Origin of the sequence: Georgenia sp. M64 (assembly GCF_038049925.1) — a bacterium.
GTDB lineage: Bacteria > Actinomycetota > Actinomycetes > Actinomycetales > Actinomycetaceae > Georgenia.
This window is the reverse complement of record NZ_CP145809.1, coordinates 1,299,365-1,317,336: the sequence shown is the minus strand read 5'-3', so window position 1 is coordinate 1,317,336 and position 17,972 is coordinate 1,299,365. Positions and strand designations below refer to the sequence as shown.

Here is a 17,972-nt window from a genome sequence, read left to right as displayed (position 1 = left end):
GACGCGGTCCCAGGCGTGGCTCAGCAGCGGTCCTCGACGTCGTCCGTGACGACGTGCTCCTCGTCCGGCCCGAAGGTCCGGCCGCGGAGCTCGCGCGCGACGGCTGAGACGAGCTTCCCACGCCAGTTCGCGCGGTTCTTGTTGGTGCCGTTGGCCTCCCGGCACGCCTCGAGGAGCTCGGGCGTGGCGCTCTCGCGCAGGTACTCGTTGGCGATCGCCGGAGCGGCCCTGCCGCCGTCGGCCCGGCGGTCCTCACCCCGGTCCCCGTTCCCGGCGCGGCCCCCGCCCGGGGCGTCGGGCCGCTGCGGGTCGGGGTCACCGGTCGGGAGCTCGATCGCAGACGTCGCCGCTGTCGGGTGGTCCGCAGCGGCGGCCGGTGGCCGGTCCGGCGGCGGCGGCGGGGCACCGTCGGCGAAGGCCAGCCCGCCGGCGAGCACCACGCCCGCGGCGGCGGCGAAAACCGTGACCGTTCGCTGTGACGCTCTCATCGGTCCTCCTCGACCGGGGCGTCACTCGGGAGGGACGCGCCGGGCACGAGCCTAGGGGCGCGGCGGCCCGCGCGTGGTGGATCCGGACTCGTGACAGGTGCGCGGCCGTCGGGGCAGACTGGAACGGCCGCTACCCGTGCCGGGAGGTGCCCATGCGCATCGAGAGATCGGTGCTGTCGGTGTCGTGGTTGCCCTCGGAGGCGGTCTCGGGCGCCCCCCGCCTGTTCTTCGACGCCGGGCTCAACCACTACGACGCGCCACCGCCGGACGTCGTCCAGGACCCGGCGCCGCTCGTCGCCGGCAACCGGGTGCGGGCCGCCAACCACCTCCGTGCCTGGATCGACGTGAACGACGGTGAGATCACGGGTGTCGGGTACTCCGGCGGTGGTCTCATCAGCCGCTCCACGGTCCACGTCCTCGACCACGAGCTCACCTTCGCCCCGATCCCGTACCCCGACCTGCGTCAGGAGCCGGCCCACGACGGCAGCGCGGTGACGTTCGTCCAGACGGCCGGCGGTCACGCCGGCTTCCCGGCGCCCCGCACCACCCCCGACCCGCCGTTCCTCCGGGTCTCCGCGCCCCTGATCTGGACGACCCTCTCCCTCACCATCGGTGCGGACGGCAGCTCACGGTCCGAGGTCCGGGGCGCCAGCCCGGTGCCGAGGCACTGGATCTACGACGACTCGGGCGCCCTCTTCACCAAGGTCGGTTCGATGGACTTCGCGACGTGGTACTGGGCGTCCAGCGAGGAGCGCTCGCCCTGGCGGGGCACCGACCTGCCCGTGGTCACCACCCAGGTCGAGACGGCCCTCGAGCGCCGGCTCTCGGCCCAGATCATGCGGCCGGGTCGCCGGGTCCGGTTCGCGAACGTGGCGGCCGGCGAGACGCTGGTGCGCCAGGGCGAGCCCGGCGACACCGTCTTCCTGCTCCTGGACGGCGTCGTCCGGGTCGAGGTGGACGACCAGGTCGTCGCCGACGTGGGGCCCGGCGCTGTGCTGGGTGAGCGGGCGATGCTCGAGGGTGGCCGCCGCACGTCCACCCTGCGGGCGGTGACGGCGTGCCGGGTCGCGGTCGGCCCACCCGACGGCCTGAGCTCGCAGGCCCTGGTCGAGCTCAGCGCGGGGCACCGTCGTGAGGACGGAGCCGCCACCCCGTCCTGAGGCGGACCGGCCCTCGCTCAGGCCGAGGCGCCGAGCTCCGCCAGCGCCGCCTCCAGGGCGATGCGTGCGTCCCCCTCGGCTCCCAGGACCGTCGGCAGGCCCATGGTCGTGAGCATGCGGGTCATGCCCGGCCCCATGTGGTTCGCCACGACGGCCTCCACCTGCTGCTCGCGGAGGAACCGGGCCACCCGCGCATGGTGCGCGCCCTCGCCGCCCTCGTCGTGCAGGTGGTCCCAGGCGACCTCGTGCTCGGCCCAGTCGGTGACCGTACCGCCGGCGACGGTGGCGACGGCGATGAGGTGGGCCCGACCCCACCGCGGGTCGAGGTGGCCGGTACCGGTGACGGGCAGTGCGACTCTCACAGTTCCTCCTCGGTCTGGCCGGGTCGCGGCGGTGCGGCCCGGTCGGTGGTCAACGCATCCAGGGGTCCGTCACCGCGCGCAGCGGTGCCCAGCCGCGGGAGCGGGCGCTCTCCGCGGCGAGGATCCCCACGACCGCGGACGGGTTGTGCAGGCGCCCCGCGTGGACGGCGGCGACGGCCTCGTCCAGCGGCACCCACGCCTTGGGCATGTCGCGCTCCTCGTCCTCCCGCTCGTGCTGCTCGTGGTGGGGCACCTCGGTGAGGTCGCGGGCGAGGTAGATGCGCAGGGACTCGCTCGAGCCGCCCGGCGAGGTGAAGTAGTCGACCAGCACGTCCCACCGCTCGGCGCGCAGGTCGGCCTCCTCGTACAGCTCACGTGCGGCCGCCTCGCGGTGGTCCTCGCCGTCGACGTCGAGCAGCCCGGCGGGGATCTCCCAGAGCTGGGCCCGTACGGGGTGCCGGTACTGGTGGACGAGCAGCACCTCCTCGGCACCGGCGTCCCCGCGCAGGGCGACGACGGCCACCGCGCCGGGGTGGTCGACGAACTCGCGCAGGACGCCGTCGGGGTCCGCGGGGTCGAGGCGGACCTCCTCGCCGACGAGGTCGAAGACACGGCCGTCGTGGAGCCGGGTGCGCCGCAGGACCTCACGCCCGGTGTCCTTGACGTCCTCGACGCTCACAGCTCCTCGCCGGCCGGGGTGAGGACCCCGGGCTCGTCGTGGGCGGGGGTGGCGCCGTCGTCCTCGGGAGCCTCGACCTCGAGGAGCCGGCCCGCACGCTGACGCTCGAGCGCCGCGCCGACGAGCCCGGCGAAGAGCGGGTGGGCGCGGGTGGGCCGGGACTTGAACTCGGGGTGCGCCTGGGTGGCGACGTAGTACGGGTGCTTGTCCCGGTCGAGCTCGACGAACTCCACCAGGGAGGAGTCGGGCGAGCGGCCCGAGATCTTCAGCCCGGCCCCGTCGAGGGCGTCGCGGTAGGTGTTGTTGACCTCGTAGCGGTGGCGGTGCCGCTCGGTGACGCGCTGCGAGCCGTAGACCTCGGCGGCCAGGGAGCCGGGCTCGAGGACCGCCTCGTAGCGGCCCAGGCGCATCGTGCCGCCGAGGTCGCCCTCGCCGCCGACGATGGCGAGCTGCTCCTCCATCGTGGCGACCACCGGGTCGGGGGTGGCGGGGTCGAACTCGGTCGAGCTCGCCCGGTCCAGGCCGAGGAGGTTGCGGGCGGCCTCGATGACCATGCACTGCAGGCCCAGGCAGATGCCGAGGGTGGGGATCTGCTGCTCGCGGGCGTGGCGCAGCGCGCCGACCTTGCCGTCGATCCCCCGCACGCCGAACCCGCCGGGGACGAGGACGGCGTCGACGCCCTCGAGCGCCCGGCGGGCGCCCTCGGGGGTCTCGCAGAGGTCGGAGGCCACCCAGCGGATCTGCACGCGGGCGCGGTGGTGGAAGCCGCCGGCGCGCAGCGCCTCCGTCACGGAGAGGTAGGCGTCGGGCAGGTCGATGTACTTCCCGACGAGGGCGACCTCGACGGTCTCGGTGGGGTGGCGGACCCGCTCGAGGAGCCGGTCCCACTCGGTCCAGTCGACGTCGCGGAAGCTCAGGCCCAGCCGACGCACGACGTAGGCGTCGATGCCCTCGCGGTGCAGGACCGCCGGGATCTCGTAGATGCTCGACGCGTCGGGGCAGGTGACGACCGCCTCGCGGTCGACGTCGCACATCGCGGCGATCTTGACCTTGACGCCCTCGGGCAGGTCGCGGTCGGAGCGGCACACGATGGCGTCGGGCTGGATGCCGATCGAGCGCAGCTCGGCCACCGAGTGCTGGGTGGGCTTGGTCTTGAGCTCCCCGCTCGCGGCGATGTAGGGCACGAGCGAGACGTGGAGGAAGAAGACGTTGTCCCGCCCGAGCTCCTGACGGACCTGACGGGCCGCCTCGAGGAAGGGCAGGGACTCGATGTCGCCGACCGTGCCGCCGATCTCGGTGATGATGACGTCCGGCGGCTCCTCGCCGTCGACCGGGTCCGCCTGGGCGCGCATCCGCGCCTTGATCTCGTCGGTGATGTGCGGGATGACCTGGACGGTGTCGCCGAGGTACTCCCCGCGCCGCTCCTTGGCGATGACGGCGGAGTAGACCTGCCCCGTCGTCGCGTTGGCCTTGCCGGAGAGCTCGACGTCGAGGAAGCGCTCGTAGTGGCCGATGTCGAGGTCGGTCTCCGTGCCGTCGTCGGTGACGAAGACCTCCCCGTGCTGGAACGGGTTCATCGTGCCGGGATCGACGTTGATGTACGGGTCGAGCTTCTGCATGACCACGCGCAGACCGCGGGAGCGGAGGAGCTGGCCCAGGCTCGAGGCGGTGAGCCCCTTGCCCAGCGAGCTGACGACCCCGCCCGTGACGAAGATCTGGCGGGGGGTGCTGGACTGGTTCCCGGGGAGCCGGGCGGAATGGTTCACCACGGACTTCGACACTAGCAGCCCCACGGCCCCACGCACCCGGTCCGGCGGCGTGCCGCGCGTCACCGGCGCGCCGCGCCGCGCTGCCCGCTCCATCGCCGGCCCGCCGTCCGGGACGCCGGCCCCCGGCTCGCGCCGCACGTCGGGAGCGGGCCGCCTCAGGACGTGTAGACGCGCAGGAGCTGCGCCCGGACCTCCGCCGGCCCGGGCAGGGTGGCCGCGCGCGAACGGGCGGCGGCCCGCAGCGCACGGGCCCGGGTGGGGTCGGCCAGCACCTCCGCGACGCCGGCGGCGAGCGCCGCGGCGTCGCCCGCGGGGACGAGCACCGCCGCGTCGCCGGTGACCTCCCGGGTCCCGCCGACGTCGGTGGCCACCACCGGTGCGCCGGCCCGCAGCGCCTCCTGGACGGCGATCGGCTGCCCCTCCCAGGTGGCGGTGGAGACGACGACGTCGGCGGCGGCGAGCAGCTCGGGGACGTCCTCGCGGCGTCCGGCCAGCACCACCGGAAGACCGGCGTCGCGGACCCGGTCGGTCAGCCGGGCGCGCAGCGGGCCGTCGCCGACGACCACCCAGCGCCAGGAGTGGGTGCCCGCGGCGTGCCGGCCGCGTCCGCCGTCGGCGGGGCCGCCGTCTCGGCCGTCGAGGAGTGCGGCGGCGTCGACGAGCAGGTCCAGGCCCTTCTGCGGGGCGAGGCGGGCGACGGTGAGGACCAGCCGCTCGCCCTCGGCGAGGCCCAGGGAGGAGCGCAGCTCGGCGGCGTCGACGTCGCCGGTGGCGACCCGCGCCGGCGCGGGGACGAGGGCCCGCTCCACCTGCCGCGCGCCACGGTCGCGCATACGCTGGACGAGGTCGCCGCTCACGCCGAGGACGACGTCCGCCCCGCGGGCGACCAGGCGTTCGAGCACGGCCGCGACGGCCCGGACGCGCGGCCCGCCCACGGGCAGGTTGTGGACGGTCACGACCAGGCGCGGACGCGGGCTCAGGGCACGCATGGCCAGGACGGTCAGCGCGCCGGCCCGCAGCCCGTGGGCGTGGACGACGTCCGCGTCCCCCGCGAGGCGCCGCAGGGCGGCGACGGCGGCGAGGTCCTGGGCGCGGGGGCGGTCGGCGATCTCCACCTCCCGGGTGCGCACGGCCCGCGCGCCCCGGGTGCCGTCGTCGGCGAGCGGGGCGAGGACGTCCGCGGGCCCGGCGAGGAGCACCCGGACCTCCTGCTCGCCGGGGGCGGGCAGGGTGCCCAGCGGCCGGGAGCCGGCGGCGAGGAGGCTGCTGATCTCCCGGGCGTGACGGGCCACGCCGCCCGCGCTCGAGCCCGTCACCTGCAGCACCCGCATGGCCTCCCCCTCGCGTCCGGTCCGCGCCAGTATCCCAGCGTGGGCTACGCCGCGCCGCCGGACCGACCCAGACCTGCCCCCCGCACCGTGCCACGGTCCCCGGCCAGGACGGCGACGGCGGTCACCGCGGTCGCCACCACGGCGCCGACGACCGCGGCGCCGGCCCCGGCGAGCGCTCCGCCGTCGCCCGCGAGCAGGGCGTCGACGACGAGTCGTCCCCCCGCCGCACCCGCGGCCGCCCCGACGCCCGCGACGACGGCCGTGCGCGCCGTGCCCGCCAGCGCGCCCGCGCCGCCGGCGCGCCGCAGCGCGATGAGGAGCAGGACCCCGGCGAGGGTCATCCCCACGGACGACGCGGCCGCCAGGACCGTGAGGGTGGCCGGGCCGTCGCCGCCGTCGGGGACGAGGAGGCGCACCCCCACCCAGGACGCCAGCGAGACGGCCGCCCAGCCGGCGGCCGTGGCGACCACGGCGGCGCGGGCGCGGTCGAGGGCGTACAGCGCCCGGGAGAGGTGGAAGACGAGGGCGTAGCCCACGACGCCCGGGGCGAACCAGGTGATGGCGGCGGTCATCCCGGGCATGTCGTCCGCGGCGGAGAACACGGCGGTCGCGGCCGGCGCGACGGCGACGAGCACCGCGAGCCCGACCAGCCCGGCGGCGAGCACGAGCCGGGTGGAGCCGGCGGCCAGCGCGGCGAAACCGGTCCGGTCCCCGGTGCCGGCACGCTCGGACAGGCGCGGGAAGACGGCCGTGGCCAGTGGTACCGCGAGGACGGCGTAGGGCAGGAAGTACACCGCCTGGGCGTAGCGGTAGACGGTGATGGTGCCCGTCTCCCCCGCGGTGGTGGCGAGGTACAGGACGACGACGACGCTGACCTGCTGGGCCAGGAGCGCCCCCAGCCCCGCCCCGGCCAGGGTCACGGCCCGCCGCGCCACCCCGGCGGGGAAGCCGGTGCGCGGGCGCAGCCGCACCCCCGAGCGGACGACGGGGACGAGCTGGGACAGGCTCATGGCGGCCACGCCGGCCGTGGTCCCCCACGCGAGCCACGCGACGGCCGCGCCGGGCAGGTCGCCGGGCCGGTCCTGCGCCCCCTGGGCGAGCGCACCGAACGCCAGGTACGCGCCGATGACGACGAGGGAGGACAGCAGGGGCGCGAACGCCGGCCAGAAGAAGCGCTTCTGGGCCTGCAGGACCCCCGAGAGGATGACGCCGACGCCGTACAGCGGCACCTGGAGCGCGAAGATCCGCAGCATCGTGGCCGTGAGCCTGGTGATCTCGGCGTCGCCGGCGTCGAAGAGGCCGGCGATCGGCCCGGCGAGCGCGGCCAGCACGAGCGCCAGCGGCACGAGCACCACGAGCGTCCACGTCAGCAGGGCCGAGGCGGTGCGGTCGACGTCGTCGCGCAGGCGCCGGGCGAGCGGGACGGCGAGCAGGGGCACGACGGCCCCGGCGAGCGCGCCGCCGGCGGCGACCTCGAAGAGGACGTTCGGCACGGTGTTGGCGGTCTCGTAGGCCTGGGAGGTGGCGGAGGAGCCCAGGGTCCAGGACTGCACCAGCCAGCGGACGAAGCCCACCCCGCGGGAGAGGAGCGTGATGAGCGAGATGAGGCCGGCCGCGCCGAGGGCGCCGCCGAGGAGGCGTCTCACCGCTGCGGGGCGCGGCGGCCCAGGTCGTCCAGCCGGTGCAGCACCGGCGTGGCGTCGATGACCGCGGAGAAGCTCACCCGCTCGCTCGCCAGCGTCAGCGCCACGACCGCGGCCAGGGCGCTCCCGCGCAGGAGCCGGGAGGGGTGGGCGGCCAGGGCGGTGCCCACGAGCGCGCCGACGGCGTTGGCGCCGGTGTCGCCGAGCATGGTGCGCTCGGCCAGGTCGTCAGGCAGGGCGGCGCCGACGACGCCGAGCGCGCAGGCGCCGGTCGCGGCGGTGGGGGCGACGGCGAGGACCAGCGGCGCGGCCACGGCGGTGGCGACCTTGAGGGACCGGCCCGGACGCAGGTCGAAGAGGTTGTGCAGGTTCGCGGTGCCGGCGACGAGGGCGGCGCCGGCGAGGGTCCCGGTCAGCCGGCCCGTCCCACGCCCGGGCGTGACGAGGGCGGCGGCGAGGAGCGCCCCGGCGCCGATGCCGACGATCTTCAGGGACCCGGTGGTGACCTGACCGCGGGCGAGCGCCCCGAGGTGCCCGCGCAGCCCCTTGGCCCGGGGCGCGTCGGCGGGTCCCTCGCCGAGGTCGTCGAGCAGGCCCATGCCCGCCCCGGCGCCGGCCGCGAGCGCGGCGGCGGCGAGGGTCCGGGCGACCGCGGGCTCGCGGGTGACCAGGGCGGCGGCGAGCGGTCCCGCCACGGCCCCGGCCCCGACGGCGGCCCCGCCGAGGAGGCTCACGTCCCGGCCGGCGAAGTTGCGCCGCTCCCACCGCCCCGCCCCACCGGGTGGGCGGGACCGCAGGACGGTTGCCGCCGCGGCGGTGGCACCGGCCCCGATCACGGCGGGGGCGAGGACGTCCCGGGCCGGGCTCACGCCGCCCCGTCCTCCCCGTCGGCCGTGGCGTCCTCCGCGGGGGCGGTGGTCTCCTCCCCGGCGGTGGTCTCCTCCGCCCCGGCGGTGCCGTCCTGCGACGGCTCGGACGGGGTGACGTCGGGGACGAGGAGCGGCAGCTCGACCCGGGGCGGGACGGGCGCCTCGGCCCCGAGCCCGAACCCGTAGGCGTCGGTCGCGCCGGAGATCGACACGGCGAGCGCCAGGGGCGCGGAGATGGCGGCGGTGACCTCCCCGACGGAGTCGACGGTGGTCGCGGCACCCGCGGCCGCCTCGTCCTCGCGCACGGCGGTGACGAGGTCACGGTCCGAGACGGCGGCACCCACGGTGACCGACGGCGCCGCCTGCGCGAGCGCCTCGGCCAGGCGCACGTGCCCGGCGAGGGTCTCGGCGGCGGCCTCGACCACCTCGGGATCCTCCTCCTCGGTGGGCAGCTCGGCGGGCCGGGGCCCGACCAGCACGGTGGCGTGGGCGGGCCCGGCCGGCTCCTCGGTGAGGGTGATGAGCGGCTCCTCGGCGGAGGTGAGGAGGTCGACCAGGGTGGCGGCGTCCTCGGAGAGCTCCTCGCCCGTCCCGGTCAGGGCCTGGGCGAGGGCGGCGCCGAAGATGGCCTCGGCGCCGGCGTCCTCGGCCGGGGCGTCGTCCATGTAGCCCAGCAGCTGACCGGCGAAGGTCTGGCGGAAGGAGAGCGTGTCGGCGTCGGTCCACGCCTCGGTGACGGCGACCTCACCGACCACCTCGGCCCCGGCCCGCGCGAGGCGGTCCCGGAGCTCCTCGACGTCCTCGGTGACGGTCCCGGGCAGCGTCACCACCGTGACCCGCCGGTCGGTGAGGGTGCCCTCGAGCAGGACCGGCGCGGACTCATCGAGGTAGGTCGTCCGCTCGGTGACGTCCCGGTCGGCGGTCTCCAGGGCGACGCGCAGCTGGTCGCGGTCCTCGCGCAGGTCCTGGACCTGGCCCGTGAGGGTGTCGCCGATGGAGTCGCGCAGCGGACCCGCCCCCAGGACGATGCCGACCGAGAGGGCCAGGAACACGGCGATGAGGGAGACGATGTGGTAGCGGAAGTCGATCATCGAAGCGTGTCTCCAGCGGGTCAGGTGGTCGGTTCCGGGGCGATGCCCACGAGCGACCGGAAGAAGTTCACCAGGTCGTCGAACCACGCCCCGGACAGCCCGAAGATGGTCTGGCCGACGTTGGTGGCGGCGAGGGCGACGAACAGGGCGAGCAGGCCGACGACGGCCAGCAGCACCAGCTGCCAGGACGAGATCCGCGTGCGGTACAGCTGCGAGACCCCCTTGGCGTCGATGAGCTTGCTGCCCACCCGCAGCCGGGTGAGGAAGGTCGAGGCCATGCCGGAGCGGCCCTTGTCGAGGAACTCGATGAGGGTGTCGTGGGTGCCGACGGCGACGATGAGCTCGGCGCCGGAGTCGTCCGCGAGCAGCATGGCGACGTCCTCGCTGGTGCCGGTCGCGGGGAACACGACGTGCTCGACACCGAGGTCCTCCACGCGTCGCTGCCCCGGGGCCCGGCCGTCCCGGTAGGCGTGGACGACGATCTCGGCGCCGGACCGCAGCGCCCGGTCCGAGACCGAGTCCATGTCACCGACGATCATGTCCGGGGTGTGGCCGGCCTCGATGAGCGCGTCAGCGCCGCCGTCGACCCCGATGAGGAGGGGGCGGTACTCGCGGATGTACGGCCGCAGCATCGCCAGATCTTCCTTGTAGTGGTAGCCCCGCACGACGATGAGGACGTGCCGTCCCTCGAACCGGGTGCGCACGACCGGCACGCCCACCCCGTCCAGGAGCAGGTCGCGCTCCTTGCGGACGTAGTCCATGGTGTTGGTCGCGAACGCCTCGAGCTGGACCGACAGCCCCTCGCGCGCCAGGGCCTGGGACGCCTCGACCGTGTCGGCGTCCTGGGCCGTGCCCTCGGCGACGAGGACGTCCCCGGCGCGCACCTCACCGCCGTCGACGGTGAGGACCTGGCCCTCCTTGACCGCCATGACCGCCGAGCCGAGGTCGTCCACCAGCGGGATGCCCGCCTCGAGGAGGATGCCCGGTCCGAGGTTGGGGTAGCGGCCGGAGGTCGAGCGGGCGGCGTTGAGCACCGCGGCCGGCCGGCACGCGACGAGCGCCTCGGCCGAGACCCGGTCGAGGTCCTCGTGGTCGATGACGGCGATCTCGCCCGGACGCAGACGCTTGGTCAGGTTCTTCGTGCGGGCGTCCACGCGCGCCGGCCCGGTCGTTCCCGGGCCGGTGTCGGCCTGCTGGCGGCGACGTCGGAAGTGTGGACTCACCGGCTCATGGTGCCACGGTCGCCCGCTCCAGAAGCTCAGCGGCGTGCCGCAGGGCGGTCTCGGAGTCCTCCTGGCCCGAGAGCATCCTGGCCAGCTCCCGCACCCGATCGGGGCCTTCGACCCTGCTGACGTCGGTGGCCGTGACCACGGCGGCGCCGGCTGTGTCCTTGCTCACCACGAGGTGGCGGTCGGCGAACGCGGCGACCTGCGCCAGGTGGGTGACGACCACCACCTGGGAGCTGCGGGCCAGCAGGGCCAGCCGCCGGCCGACCTCGACGGCGGCCCGGCCACCCACCCCGGCGTCGACCTCGTCGAAGACGAAGGTCCGCGGGTCGGTGGCGTCCGCGGCGGGCGCGGCGGTGGCCAGCGCGACCTCGATGGCCAGCATGACGCGGGAGAGCTCACCGCCGGAGGCCCCCTGTCCCAGGGGCCGCGCGGGGGCGCCGGGGTGGGCGGCGAGCAGCAGCTCGACGTCCTCACCGCCGTGCGGACCGGGCTCGGGCAGGGCGGTGAGCCGCGCGGTGAGGTGGGCGCCCTTCATCGCCAGGCCCGCGAGCTCGGCGTCCACCGACCGGGCGAGGTCCTCCGCCACGGCGCGCCGGGACTCGCTCAGCGCGGCGGACGCCGCCGCCGTGGCGCGCTCCGCCCCCGCGAGGCGCTCGCGCAGCCGCTCACCGGTGTCCTCGGGGCCGTCGAGGTAGGCGAGCCGCTCCCGGGCCCGGTCCGCCCACGCCAGGAGCGCGTCGACGTCGGGACCGTGCAGCCGGGTCGCCTCGGCCAGGGCGGCGCGCCGCTCGTGGACGACGGCGAGCCGGGCGGGGTCGGCGTCGAGGGAGGTGAGGTAGGACGCGAGCTCGGTGGCGACGTCGGAGACGAGGTAGGCGGCCTCGGCCAGGCGGGCGGCCCACTCGCCCAGGGCCGGGTCGTCGGCGGCGCCGTGCTCGAGGCTGCGCCGGGCCTCCTCGAGCAGGGCTGCGGCGTCGACCCCGCCGGGGGCGAGGTCGTCGGCCCCCGTGAGCGCCTGGTGGGCCCGTCCGGTCGCCGCGCGCAGCTCCTCGACGTTGCCGAGCCGCTGGGCCTCCTCGCGCAGTGCGACATCCTCCCCGGGCAGGGGGGCCAGGGCGTCGACCTGGTCGAGCCCGGCGCGCAGGCGCGCGATCTCCTCCTCGCGGACGCCGGCCGAGCGCTCCCACTCGGCGAGCTCGGCGCGGACCGCCACGAGGTCGGCCCAGGCCCGGCGGTAGGTGTCGAGAAGGGCAGCGTGGTCCGCGCCGCCGAACGCGTCGAGCGCGGCGCGCTGCTGTGCCGGGGCGCGCAGGCGCAGCTGCTGCGACTGCCCGTGGACGGTGACGAGCTGCTCACCGATCTCGGCCAGGACGCCCTGGGGCACGGTCCGGCCGCCGAGGTGGGCCCGGGACCTGCCGCCCGCCGGCACCGTGCGGGCGACGATGAGGGCGCCGTCGTCGAGCTCCGCGCCCGCCTCCTCGGCCCGGCCGGCGGCGACGCCGTCGGGGGGGACGGTGAAGGTGCCCTCGACGACGGCGCGGTCGGTGCCGGTGCGCACGAGCGCGGGGTCGGCGCGGCCGCCGAGCAGCAGGTCGAGGCTGGTGAGGACCATGGTCTTGCCCGCCCCGGTCTCGCCGGTGATGACGGTGAAGGTGGGCGCGAGGTCGAGCTCCGCGGAGGCGATCACCCCGAGGTTCTCGATGCGGACCTGCTCGATCACGGCACCTCCCGCAGGTTGCGCCACCCCTTGACCGGCAGGTTGAACTTGGCGACGAGCCGGCCCGAGAACGGAGCCTCGGTGAGGCGCGCGAGGCGGACGGGTCGCTCGCCGCGGCGGACCTCGATGCGCGAGCCCGAGGGGGCGTCGAGGAGACGCCGGCCGTCGCACCAGACGACGGCGTGAGTCTCCTCGTAGGGGAGGATCTCGACCTCGAGGACCGAGCTCGGCCCCACGACCATCGGGCGGGTGAACAGCGCGTGGGCGGCGATGGGGACCAGCAGCAGCGCCTCGACGTCGGGCCAGACCACCGGTCCCCCGCCCGAGAAGGCGTAGGCGGTCGAGCCGGTGGGGGTGGCCAGGATGATGGCGTCGCAGCCGAAGGAGGACAGCCCCCGGCCGTCCACCCCGATCGTGGCCACGACCATGCGGGCCCGCTCCCCCTTCTCCACCGCGGCCTCGTTGAGGGCCCAGCTGCGCTGGACCCGCCCGTCCGGGGTCGTGACCTGGACGTCGAGCGTCATCCGCTCCTCGACCGAGTAGTCGCGCGCGACGATGCGCGCGACCACCTCGGGCAGCGCCTCGGGCTCGGCCTCGGCGAGGAACCCGACGTGGCCCAGGTTCACCCCGAGGACGGGGACGTCGTGGTTGCGCGCCTCCTCGGCCGCCCGCAGGATCGTGCCGTCGCCGCCCAGGACGACGACGAGCTCGACCCCCTCGGCGCTGCCGTTGCGGACGGTCTCGATCCCGTGCTCGCGCAGGTCGTCGCTGACGCGGTCCGCCGCGCGGACGGCGTCGTGGCGCCCCTCGTGGCACACGACGAGGATGCGGCGGCTCATGGCTTCTCCTGCTCCGGGGTGCGGATGACGAGCGGGTCCGTCGGCGTGGTCCCACCGGCTCCGGCCGGTGTGGTCCGCACGGCTCCGGCCGGTGTGGTTTCACCGTCTCCGGCCGGCCCGGTGCGGACCGCCTCGGCCGCGGCGTCGGCCAGGGCCTGCCCGCTCAGGGCCCGGGGGTGGTCGCGGCGCATCGCCAGAAAGTACTCGACGTTGCCGGACGGACCGGGCAGCGGGCTGGGGACCACGGCCCACGTGTCGAGTCCGACCTCGGCCGCGGCGGCCGCGACGGTGAGGACCGACTCCACGTGGAGCGCGGGGTCGCGCACCACCCCGCCCGAGCCGAGCCGGTCCTTGCCCACCTCGAACTGCGGTTTGACCATGAGGAGGAAGTCCGCGTCCGGGGCGGCCGCCCTCGCGAGGGCAGGCAGGACGAGGGTGAGCGAGATGAACGACATGTCGCCCACCACGAGCTGCGGCGCCGGCGCGACAGCCTCCGGCGTGAGGGTCCGCACGTTGGTGCGGTCCAGCACGCTCACGCGCTCGTCGGTCTGCAGGGACCACGCCAGCTGGCCGTAGCCGACGTCGACGGCGACGACGTGGGCGGCCCCGCGGCGCAGCAGCACGTCGGTGAACCCGCCGGTGGAGGCCCCGGCGTCGAGACACCGACGACCGTCGACCACCGGCGCGTCGGCCCCGAGCGCGTCGAGGGCGCCGGCCAGCTTGTGGGCACCGCGCGAGACGTAGTCCTGGGCGTCAGGCACGTCGACGAGCAGGGCCTGGGCAGGATCGACCTGCCGGGCGGGCTTGGTGACGACCTCGCCGTCGAGCCGGACGTGACCGGCCGCGAGGAGCTCGGCGGCGTGCTGGCGCGAACGGGCCAGACCTCGTCGGACCAGCTCGGCGTCGATGCGTACGCGGCGCGCCACGTCAGCTCTCGGCGCTTCTCAGCCGCGCCGAGAGGTGCGAGTGGATGGCGTCGAAGACGGCGACCTGGTCCGCCAGGGGGAGCTCGTCGATCTCGCCCAGCCTCTCGAGAGGGTCGGCGGCAGCCGGACGCGCCGCGGGGAGGTCGGCGGGGGTCACGTCCATCGTCGTCTCCTCTCCGGGTCGTGCGGGCACCGGTCAGGCTATCGCGGCGAGACGACCTCCAGCACGGGCACCCGCTCGGGTGTGAGTACCGTGCCGTCGTCCGCAGCGTCCCAGGCTGCCGCGGTGAGGCAGCGCCAGGCGTCGAGGGAGACCGTCACCGGCTCGGCGTCGGAGTCCAGGTCCAGCGTCCGGTCGCCCACCCGCAGCTCGAGGTGCGGCTCGGAGCCGGCGACCCGGGCCGCGGCCGCGCCGCACCGCCACCACCCCTGCGGGTCGCGGTGCGGTGCCGGGTGGGGCTCGGCGAGGCCGCGAAGGTCGACGGCGAGGAAGCTCGGCCGCTCGTGGGGCTCGGCGAGGACCACCGCGCGGGCGTCGCTCACCCCCGTCAGGACGTGGAGTCCGGGGATGCCCGCCGCGCGCGCCCCGGCCAGGTCGGTGTTGAGCCGGTCACCGACGGCGAGGGGGCGCGTCCCGCCGGCCCGCGCCACCGCCTGGTGGAAGATCTCGGCCTCCGGCTTGCCGGCGGAGAGCGGCGTCACCCCGGTCGCGTTGACGACCGCTGCCACGAGGGAGCCGTTGCCCACGGCGAAACCCCGCTCCGTGGGCAGGGTCGAGTCGAGGTTGGTTGCCACGTAGCGTGCACCGGCCGCGATCGCGTAGGCCGCCTCGGTCAACTGGGCCCACCCGACCTCGGGCGCGAACCCCTGGGCGACGGCCACGGGCTCGTCCGCTGCGGTGTCCGTCACACGGAGTCCCGCCTCAAGGAGGGCGGAGCGCAGCCCCGCCCCGCCGACGGCGAGCACGAGCGCGCCCGCGGGAAGGTCCTGCGCGAGGACCGCCGCTGCCGCCTGCGAGGAGGTCATGACCTCCACCGGCTCGGTCGGGATCCCGAGCGAGCTGAGCTGGTCGGCGACCGTCTGGGGCGGCCGGTTGGCATTGTTGGTGACGAAGAGCATCCGCATGCCGAGGCCCCGTGCGGACGCCACCCCCTCGTCCGCGTGCTCGACCGGCTCGGCTCCGCGGTAGCAGACGCCGTCGAGGTCCATGAGGGCGAGGTCGTACTCCTCGGCAAGAGCGCGCGCGCTCGCGAGCAGCCCCGTGGACTCGGTCATCAGCGCTCCTCCTTGTCGATCCCGGCCCCGAGGTCGAGGGCCGCCTGCTCGAAGTCCTCGCTCGTGTCGTCACTCTCTGCGACACCAGCCACAGCCGGCTCGGGCTCAGCCTCGGCCTCGGCCTCGGCCTCAGGCTCAGGCTCAGGCTCAAGCTCAAGCTCAAGCTCAGCCTCCAGCTCAGGCTCGGGTCCCAGCTCCGCCTCAGCCTCCGAGCCTGCTGACTCGCCATCCTCGTCGGCTGTGTGCGTTTCGTCCTCGTCGGACTCGGCGAGGTCGTGCACCACGATCTCCTCATCGTCGATCGGCTCCGGACCGACCTCGGCACGAAGAGCCTGCGCCTCCTCCGTTCGGCCGAGCTCGTCGAGGCGCTCCGCCCGCACGAGCGCGAGACGGCTTCGGAGGGCAGGGTCCGCCACCCGCTCGACGAGCGCCGACTCGAGCACCATGAGTGCCGCTTCGTTCTCGCCGAGATCAGCACGGGCGCCGCTCGCCACGATCGCCAGCTCGACACGGTCGTCCTCGGTCAGCTTGCTGACATCCGTCTCCGCGACGATGGCCAGAGCCCGCTCCGGACGCCCAAGTCCTCGCTCGCAGTCGGCTTCCATCGGCCGGTGAGCGTCGATCCCAGAAAGCCTTCGCACGGTCCGAAGCTCCCGCAGAGCCTCTGCGTAGCGAGCCGTGGCGTAAGCGGTCACCGCGACGCCCTCCCGCACGATGTCGACACGGCCGGCACGACGAGCCGCCGCCTGGGCGTGCTCGTACGCGGTCTCTGGATCGGTGTCGAGGAGACGACCGGCCATGACGAGGTGCCTGGCGACCAGATCGGCATTGGTCTTGCCGAGAGTTCGCAGGCGGGTGCGTGCTGTGCGGTCCAGCATCTGCGGAATGACGTCGTCCGGGACGTGGGGCTCCGCAGGTCGGTCCGGCCGCGGGTCGCGTCGCGCTGAGTCCTGAGGACCGTCCCGGAACGAACGGCCGTCAGGTCGGTCACCGACGGGGCGCCCGTGGTGACCGCCCTGACGGGCACCGGAGCCGTCACGGCGCCCCTGGTAACCACCCTCGCGCGGGCCGGAGCCGTCACGGCGCCCCTGGTAACCACCCTCGCGCGGGCCGGAGCCGTCACGGCGCCCCTGGTAACCGCCCTCACGCGGAGACGTGCCGCTGTAGCCGCCCTCGCGACGGTCCTGGTATCCGCCCTCGCGACGGTCCTGGTATCCGCCCTCGCGGGGGCCGGAGCCGTCACGGCGACCCTGGTAACCACCTTCACGGGGGCCAGAGCCCTCACGGCGACCCTGGTAACCGCCCTCACGGGGGCCAGAGCCCTCACGGCGACCCTGGTAACCGCCCTCACGCGGGCCAGAGCCCTCACGGCGACCCTGGTAACCACCTTCACGGGGGCCAGAGCCCTCACGGCGCCCCTGGTAACCACCTTCACGGGGGCCAGAGCCCTCACGGCGACCCTGGTAACCACCTTCACGGGGGCCAGAGCCCTCACGGCGACCCTGGTAACCACCTTCACGGGGGCCAGAGCCCTCACGGCGCCCCTGGTAACCACCTTCACGGGGGCCAGAGCCCTCACGGCGCCCCTGGTAACCACCTTCACGGGGGCCAGAGCCCTCACGGCGCCCCTGGTAACCACCTTCACGGGGGCCGGAGCCCTCACGGCGACCCTGGTAACCACCTTCACGGGGAGCTGTGCCGCGGTAGCCACCCTCGCGACGGTCCTGGTATCCGCCTTCACGCGGGCCCGAGCCCTCACGGCGACCCTGATAACCGCCCTCACGCGGGCCGGAGCCCTCACGGCGACCCTGATAACCGCCCTCACGCGGGCCGGAGCCCTCACGGCGACCCTGGTAACCACCTTCACGGGGAGCTGTGCCGCGGTAGCCACCCTCGCGACGGTCCTGGTATCCGCCTTCACGCGGACCCGAGCCCTCACGGCGACCCTGATAACCGCCCTCACGCGGAGCAGAGCCCTCACGGCGACCCTGGTAACCGCCCTCACGGGGAGGCGTGCCGCGGTAGCCACCCTCGCGACGGTCCTGGAATCCGCCCTCACGGGGGCCGGAGCCCTCACGGCGACCCTGATAACCGCCCTCTCGGGAGGATCCGGTGCTCGCCCTTCCCCTGCCGGAGTCGCGGCCGGCCTCATTGCCGCCCACACCGTCCGACCGGTGACCACCGGAATACGGCCGCTTTCCGCCACCGCGACGCGGCGACGAACCCTTATCGCGCTCGTTGTCCTCAGTCGCCATGATTGCCTCTATTCCTGGTGTGCCATTGTCCTACATAAACGCCAAAAAGGCCGCAACATAAAGTTGCGGCCTCCTTGGAATGGGTGTTCGGCGGTGTCCTACTCTCCCACACAGTCTCCCGTGCAGTACCATCGGCGCTGAGGGGCTTAGCTTCCGGGTTCGGAATGGGACCGGGCGTTTCCCCCTCGCTATGACCGCCGTAACTCTGTCGAGTTGTGCGCAACCCCTTCCGCGTTCCCCTCGTTTCCGCCGGCCACCCGGTGTGGGGGTGGTGGTGGGGTGTGTGGGGTGCGGGGTGCGTTACCCGGGAACCGTACAGTGGACGCAAGCAGTCGTTTG

Annotated in this window: 16 protein-coding genes and 1 rRNA gene; 1 reads left to right on the top strand and 16 read right to left on the bottom strand. The window is 75.1% G+C overall.

Annotated features, from left to right (window positions below; all coding sequences use genetic code 11):
* Window positions 1-20: 20 nt before the first annotated feature.
* Window positions 21-488, bottom strand: coding sequence for a hypothetical protein (locus AAEM63_RS05930; protein ID WP_341360704.1), 468 nt, complete (start codon window positions 486-488; stop codon window positions 21-23).
* 152 nt (window positions 489-640) lie between these two features.
* Here AAEM63_RS05930 and AAEM63_RS05925 point away from each other — a divergent pair, with 152 nt between their 5' ends.
* Entirely contained in the window at window positions 641-1,648 is a 1,008-nt protein-coding gene (locus AAEM63_RS05925; protein ID WP_341360703.1) for a cyclic nucleotide-binding domain-containing protein, read from the top strand.
* Window positions 1,649-1,665: 17 nt separating this feature from the next.
* Here AAEM63_RS05925 and AAEM63_RS05920 read toward each other — a convergent pair whose 3' ends face one another.
* From AAEM63_RS05920 to rrf, 15 genes are all read right to left on the bottom strand, one after another.
* Entirely contained in the window at window positions 1,666-2,010 is a 345-nt protein-coding gene (locus AAEM63_RS05920; RefSeq protein WP_341360702.1) for a NifB/NifX family molybdenum-iron cluster-binding protein, read from the bottom strand.
* A gap of 49 nt (window positions 2,011-2,059) precedes the next feature.
* Window positions 2,060-2,689 (bottom strand): NUDIX hydrolase, encoded by a 630-nt coding sequence (locus AAEM63_RS05915; protein ID WP_341360701.1) that lies wholly within the window; start codon window positions 2,687-2,689, stop codon window positions 2,060-2,062.
* Entirely contained in the window at window positions 2,686-4,596 is a 1,911-nt protein-coding gene (locus AAEM63_RS05910) for a CTP synthase (protein ID WP_341360700.1), read from the bottom strand. Before AAEM63_RS05910 ends, AAEM63_RS05915 begins: the two co-directional genes overlap by 4 nt.
* 17 nt (window positions 4,597-4,613) lie before the next feature.
* Window positions 4,614-5,789, bottom strand: coding sequence for a glycosyltransferase (locus AAEM63_RS05905; RefSeq protein WP_341360699.1), 1,176 nt, complete (start codon window positions 5,787-5,789; stop codon window positions 4,614-4,616).
* Between the two features lie 44 nt (window positions 5,790-5,833).
* Window positions 5,834-7,435 (bottom strand): lipid II flippase MurJ, encoded by a 1,602-nt coding sequence (locus AAEM63_RS05900; RefSeq protein WP_341360698.1) that lies wholly within the window; start codon window positions 7,433-7,435, stop codon window positions 5,834-5,836.
* The gene (locus AAEM63_RS05895) at window positions 7,432-8,301 is read right to left on the bottom strand and encodes a hypothetical protein (RefSeq protein WP_341360697.1); all 870 of its coding nucleotides are present in this window, start codon (window positions 8,299-8,301) and stop codon (window positions 7,432-7,434) included. The genes AAEM63_RS05900 and AAEM63_RS05895 overlap by 4 nt, the downstream gene beginning before the upstream one ends.
* A complete protein-coding gene (locus tag AAEM63_RS05890) occupies window positions 8,298-9,392 on the bottom strand; it encodes a copper transporter (protein ID WP_341360696.1) in 1,095 nt (364 codons plus the stop codon). The genes AAEM63_RS05895 and AAEM63_RS05890 overlap by 4 nt, the downstream gene beginning before the upstream one ends.
* Before the next feature lie 20 nt (window positions 9,393-9,412).
* Window positions 9,413-10,615, bottom strand: coding sequence for a putative cytokinetic ring protein SteA (steA, locus tag AAEM63_RS05885; protein ID WP_341360695.1), 1,203 nt, complete (start codon window positions 10,613-10,615; stop codon window positions 9,413-9,415).
* A gap of 4 nt (window positions 10,616-10,619) precedes the next feature.
* Entirely contained in the window at window positions 10,620-12,341 is a 1,722-nt protein-coding gene (recN, locus tag AAEM63_RS05880; protein ID WP_341360694.1) for a DNA repair protein RecN, read from the bottom strand.
* A complete protein-coding gene (locus tag AAEM63_RS05875; protein ID WP_341360693.1) occupies window positions 12,338-13,177 on the bottom strand; it encodes an NAD kinase in 840 nt (279 codons plus the stop codon). Before AAEM63_RS05875 ends, recN begins: the two co-directional genes overlap by 4 nt.
* Window positions 13,174-14,103 carry a TlyA family RNA methyltransferase gene (locus AAEM63_RS05870; protein WP_341360692.1) on the bottom strand — a complete coding sequence of 310 codons (930 nt, stop codon included), beginning with the start codon at window positions 14,101-14,103 and terminating at the stop codon, window positions 13,174-13,176. Before AAEM63_RS05870 ends, AAEM63_RS05875 begins: the two co-directional genes overlap by 4 nt.
* Window position 14,104: 1 nt before the next feature.
* Entirely contained in the window at window positions 14,105-14,266 is a 162-nt protein-coding gene (locus AAEM63_RS05865; RefSeq protein ID WP_341360691.1) for a hypothetical protein, read from the bottom strand.
* A gap of 38 nt (window positions 14,267-14,304) precedes the next feature.
* On the bottom strand, window positions 14,305-15,378 hold the full coding sequence (locus tag AAEM63_RS05860) for an HAD hydrolase-like protein (RefSeq protein WP_341360690.1): 1,074 nt from the start codon (window positions 15,376-15,378) through the stop codon (window positions 14,305-14,307).
* Complete coding sequence (locus AAEM63_RS05855; RefSeq protein WP_341360689.1) at window positions 15,378-16,256, bottom strand: hypothetical protein; 879 nt, start codon at window positions 16,254-16,256, stop codon at window positions 15,378-15,380. Before AAEM63_RS05855 ends, AAEM63_RS05860 begins: the two co-directional genes overlap by 1 nt.
* A 1,462-nt stretch (window positions 16,257-17,718) precedes the next feature.
* Window positions 17,719-17,835, bottom strand: a 5S ribosomal RNA gene (gene rrf, locus AAEM63_RS05850).
* Window positions 17,836-17,972: the final 137 nt, after the last annotated feature.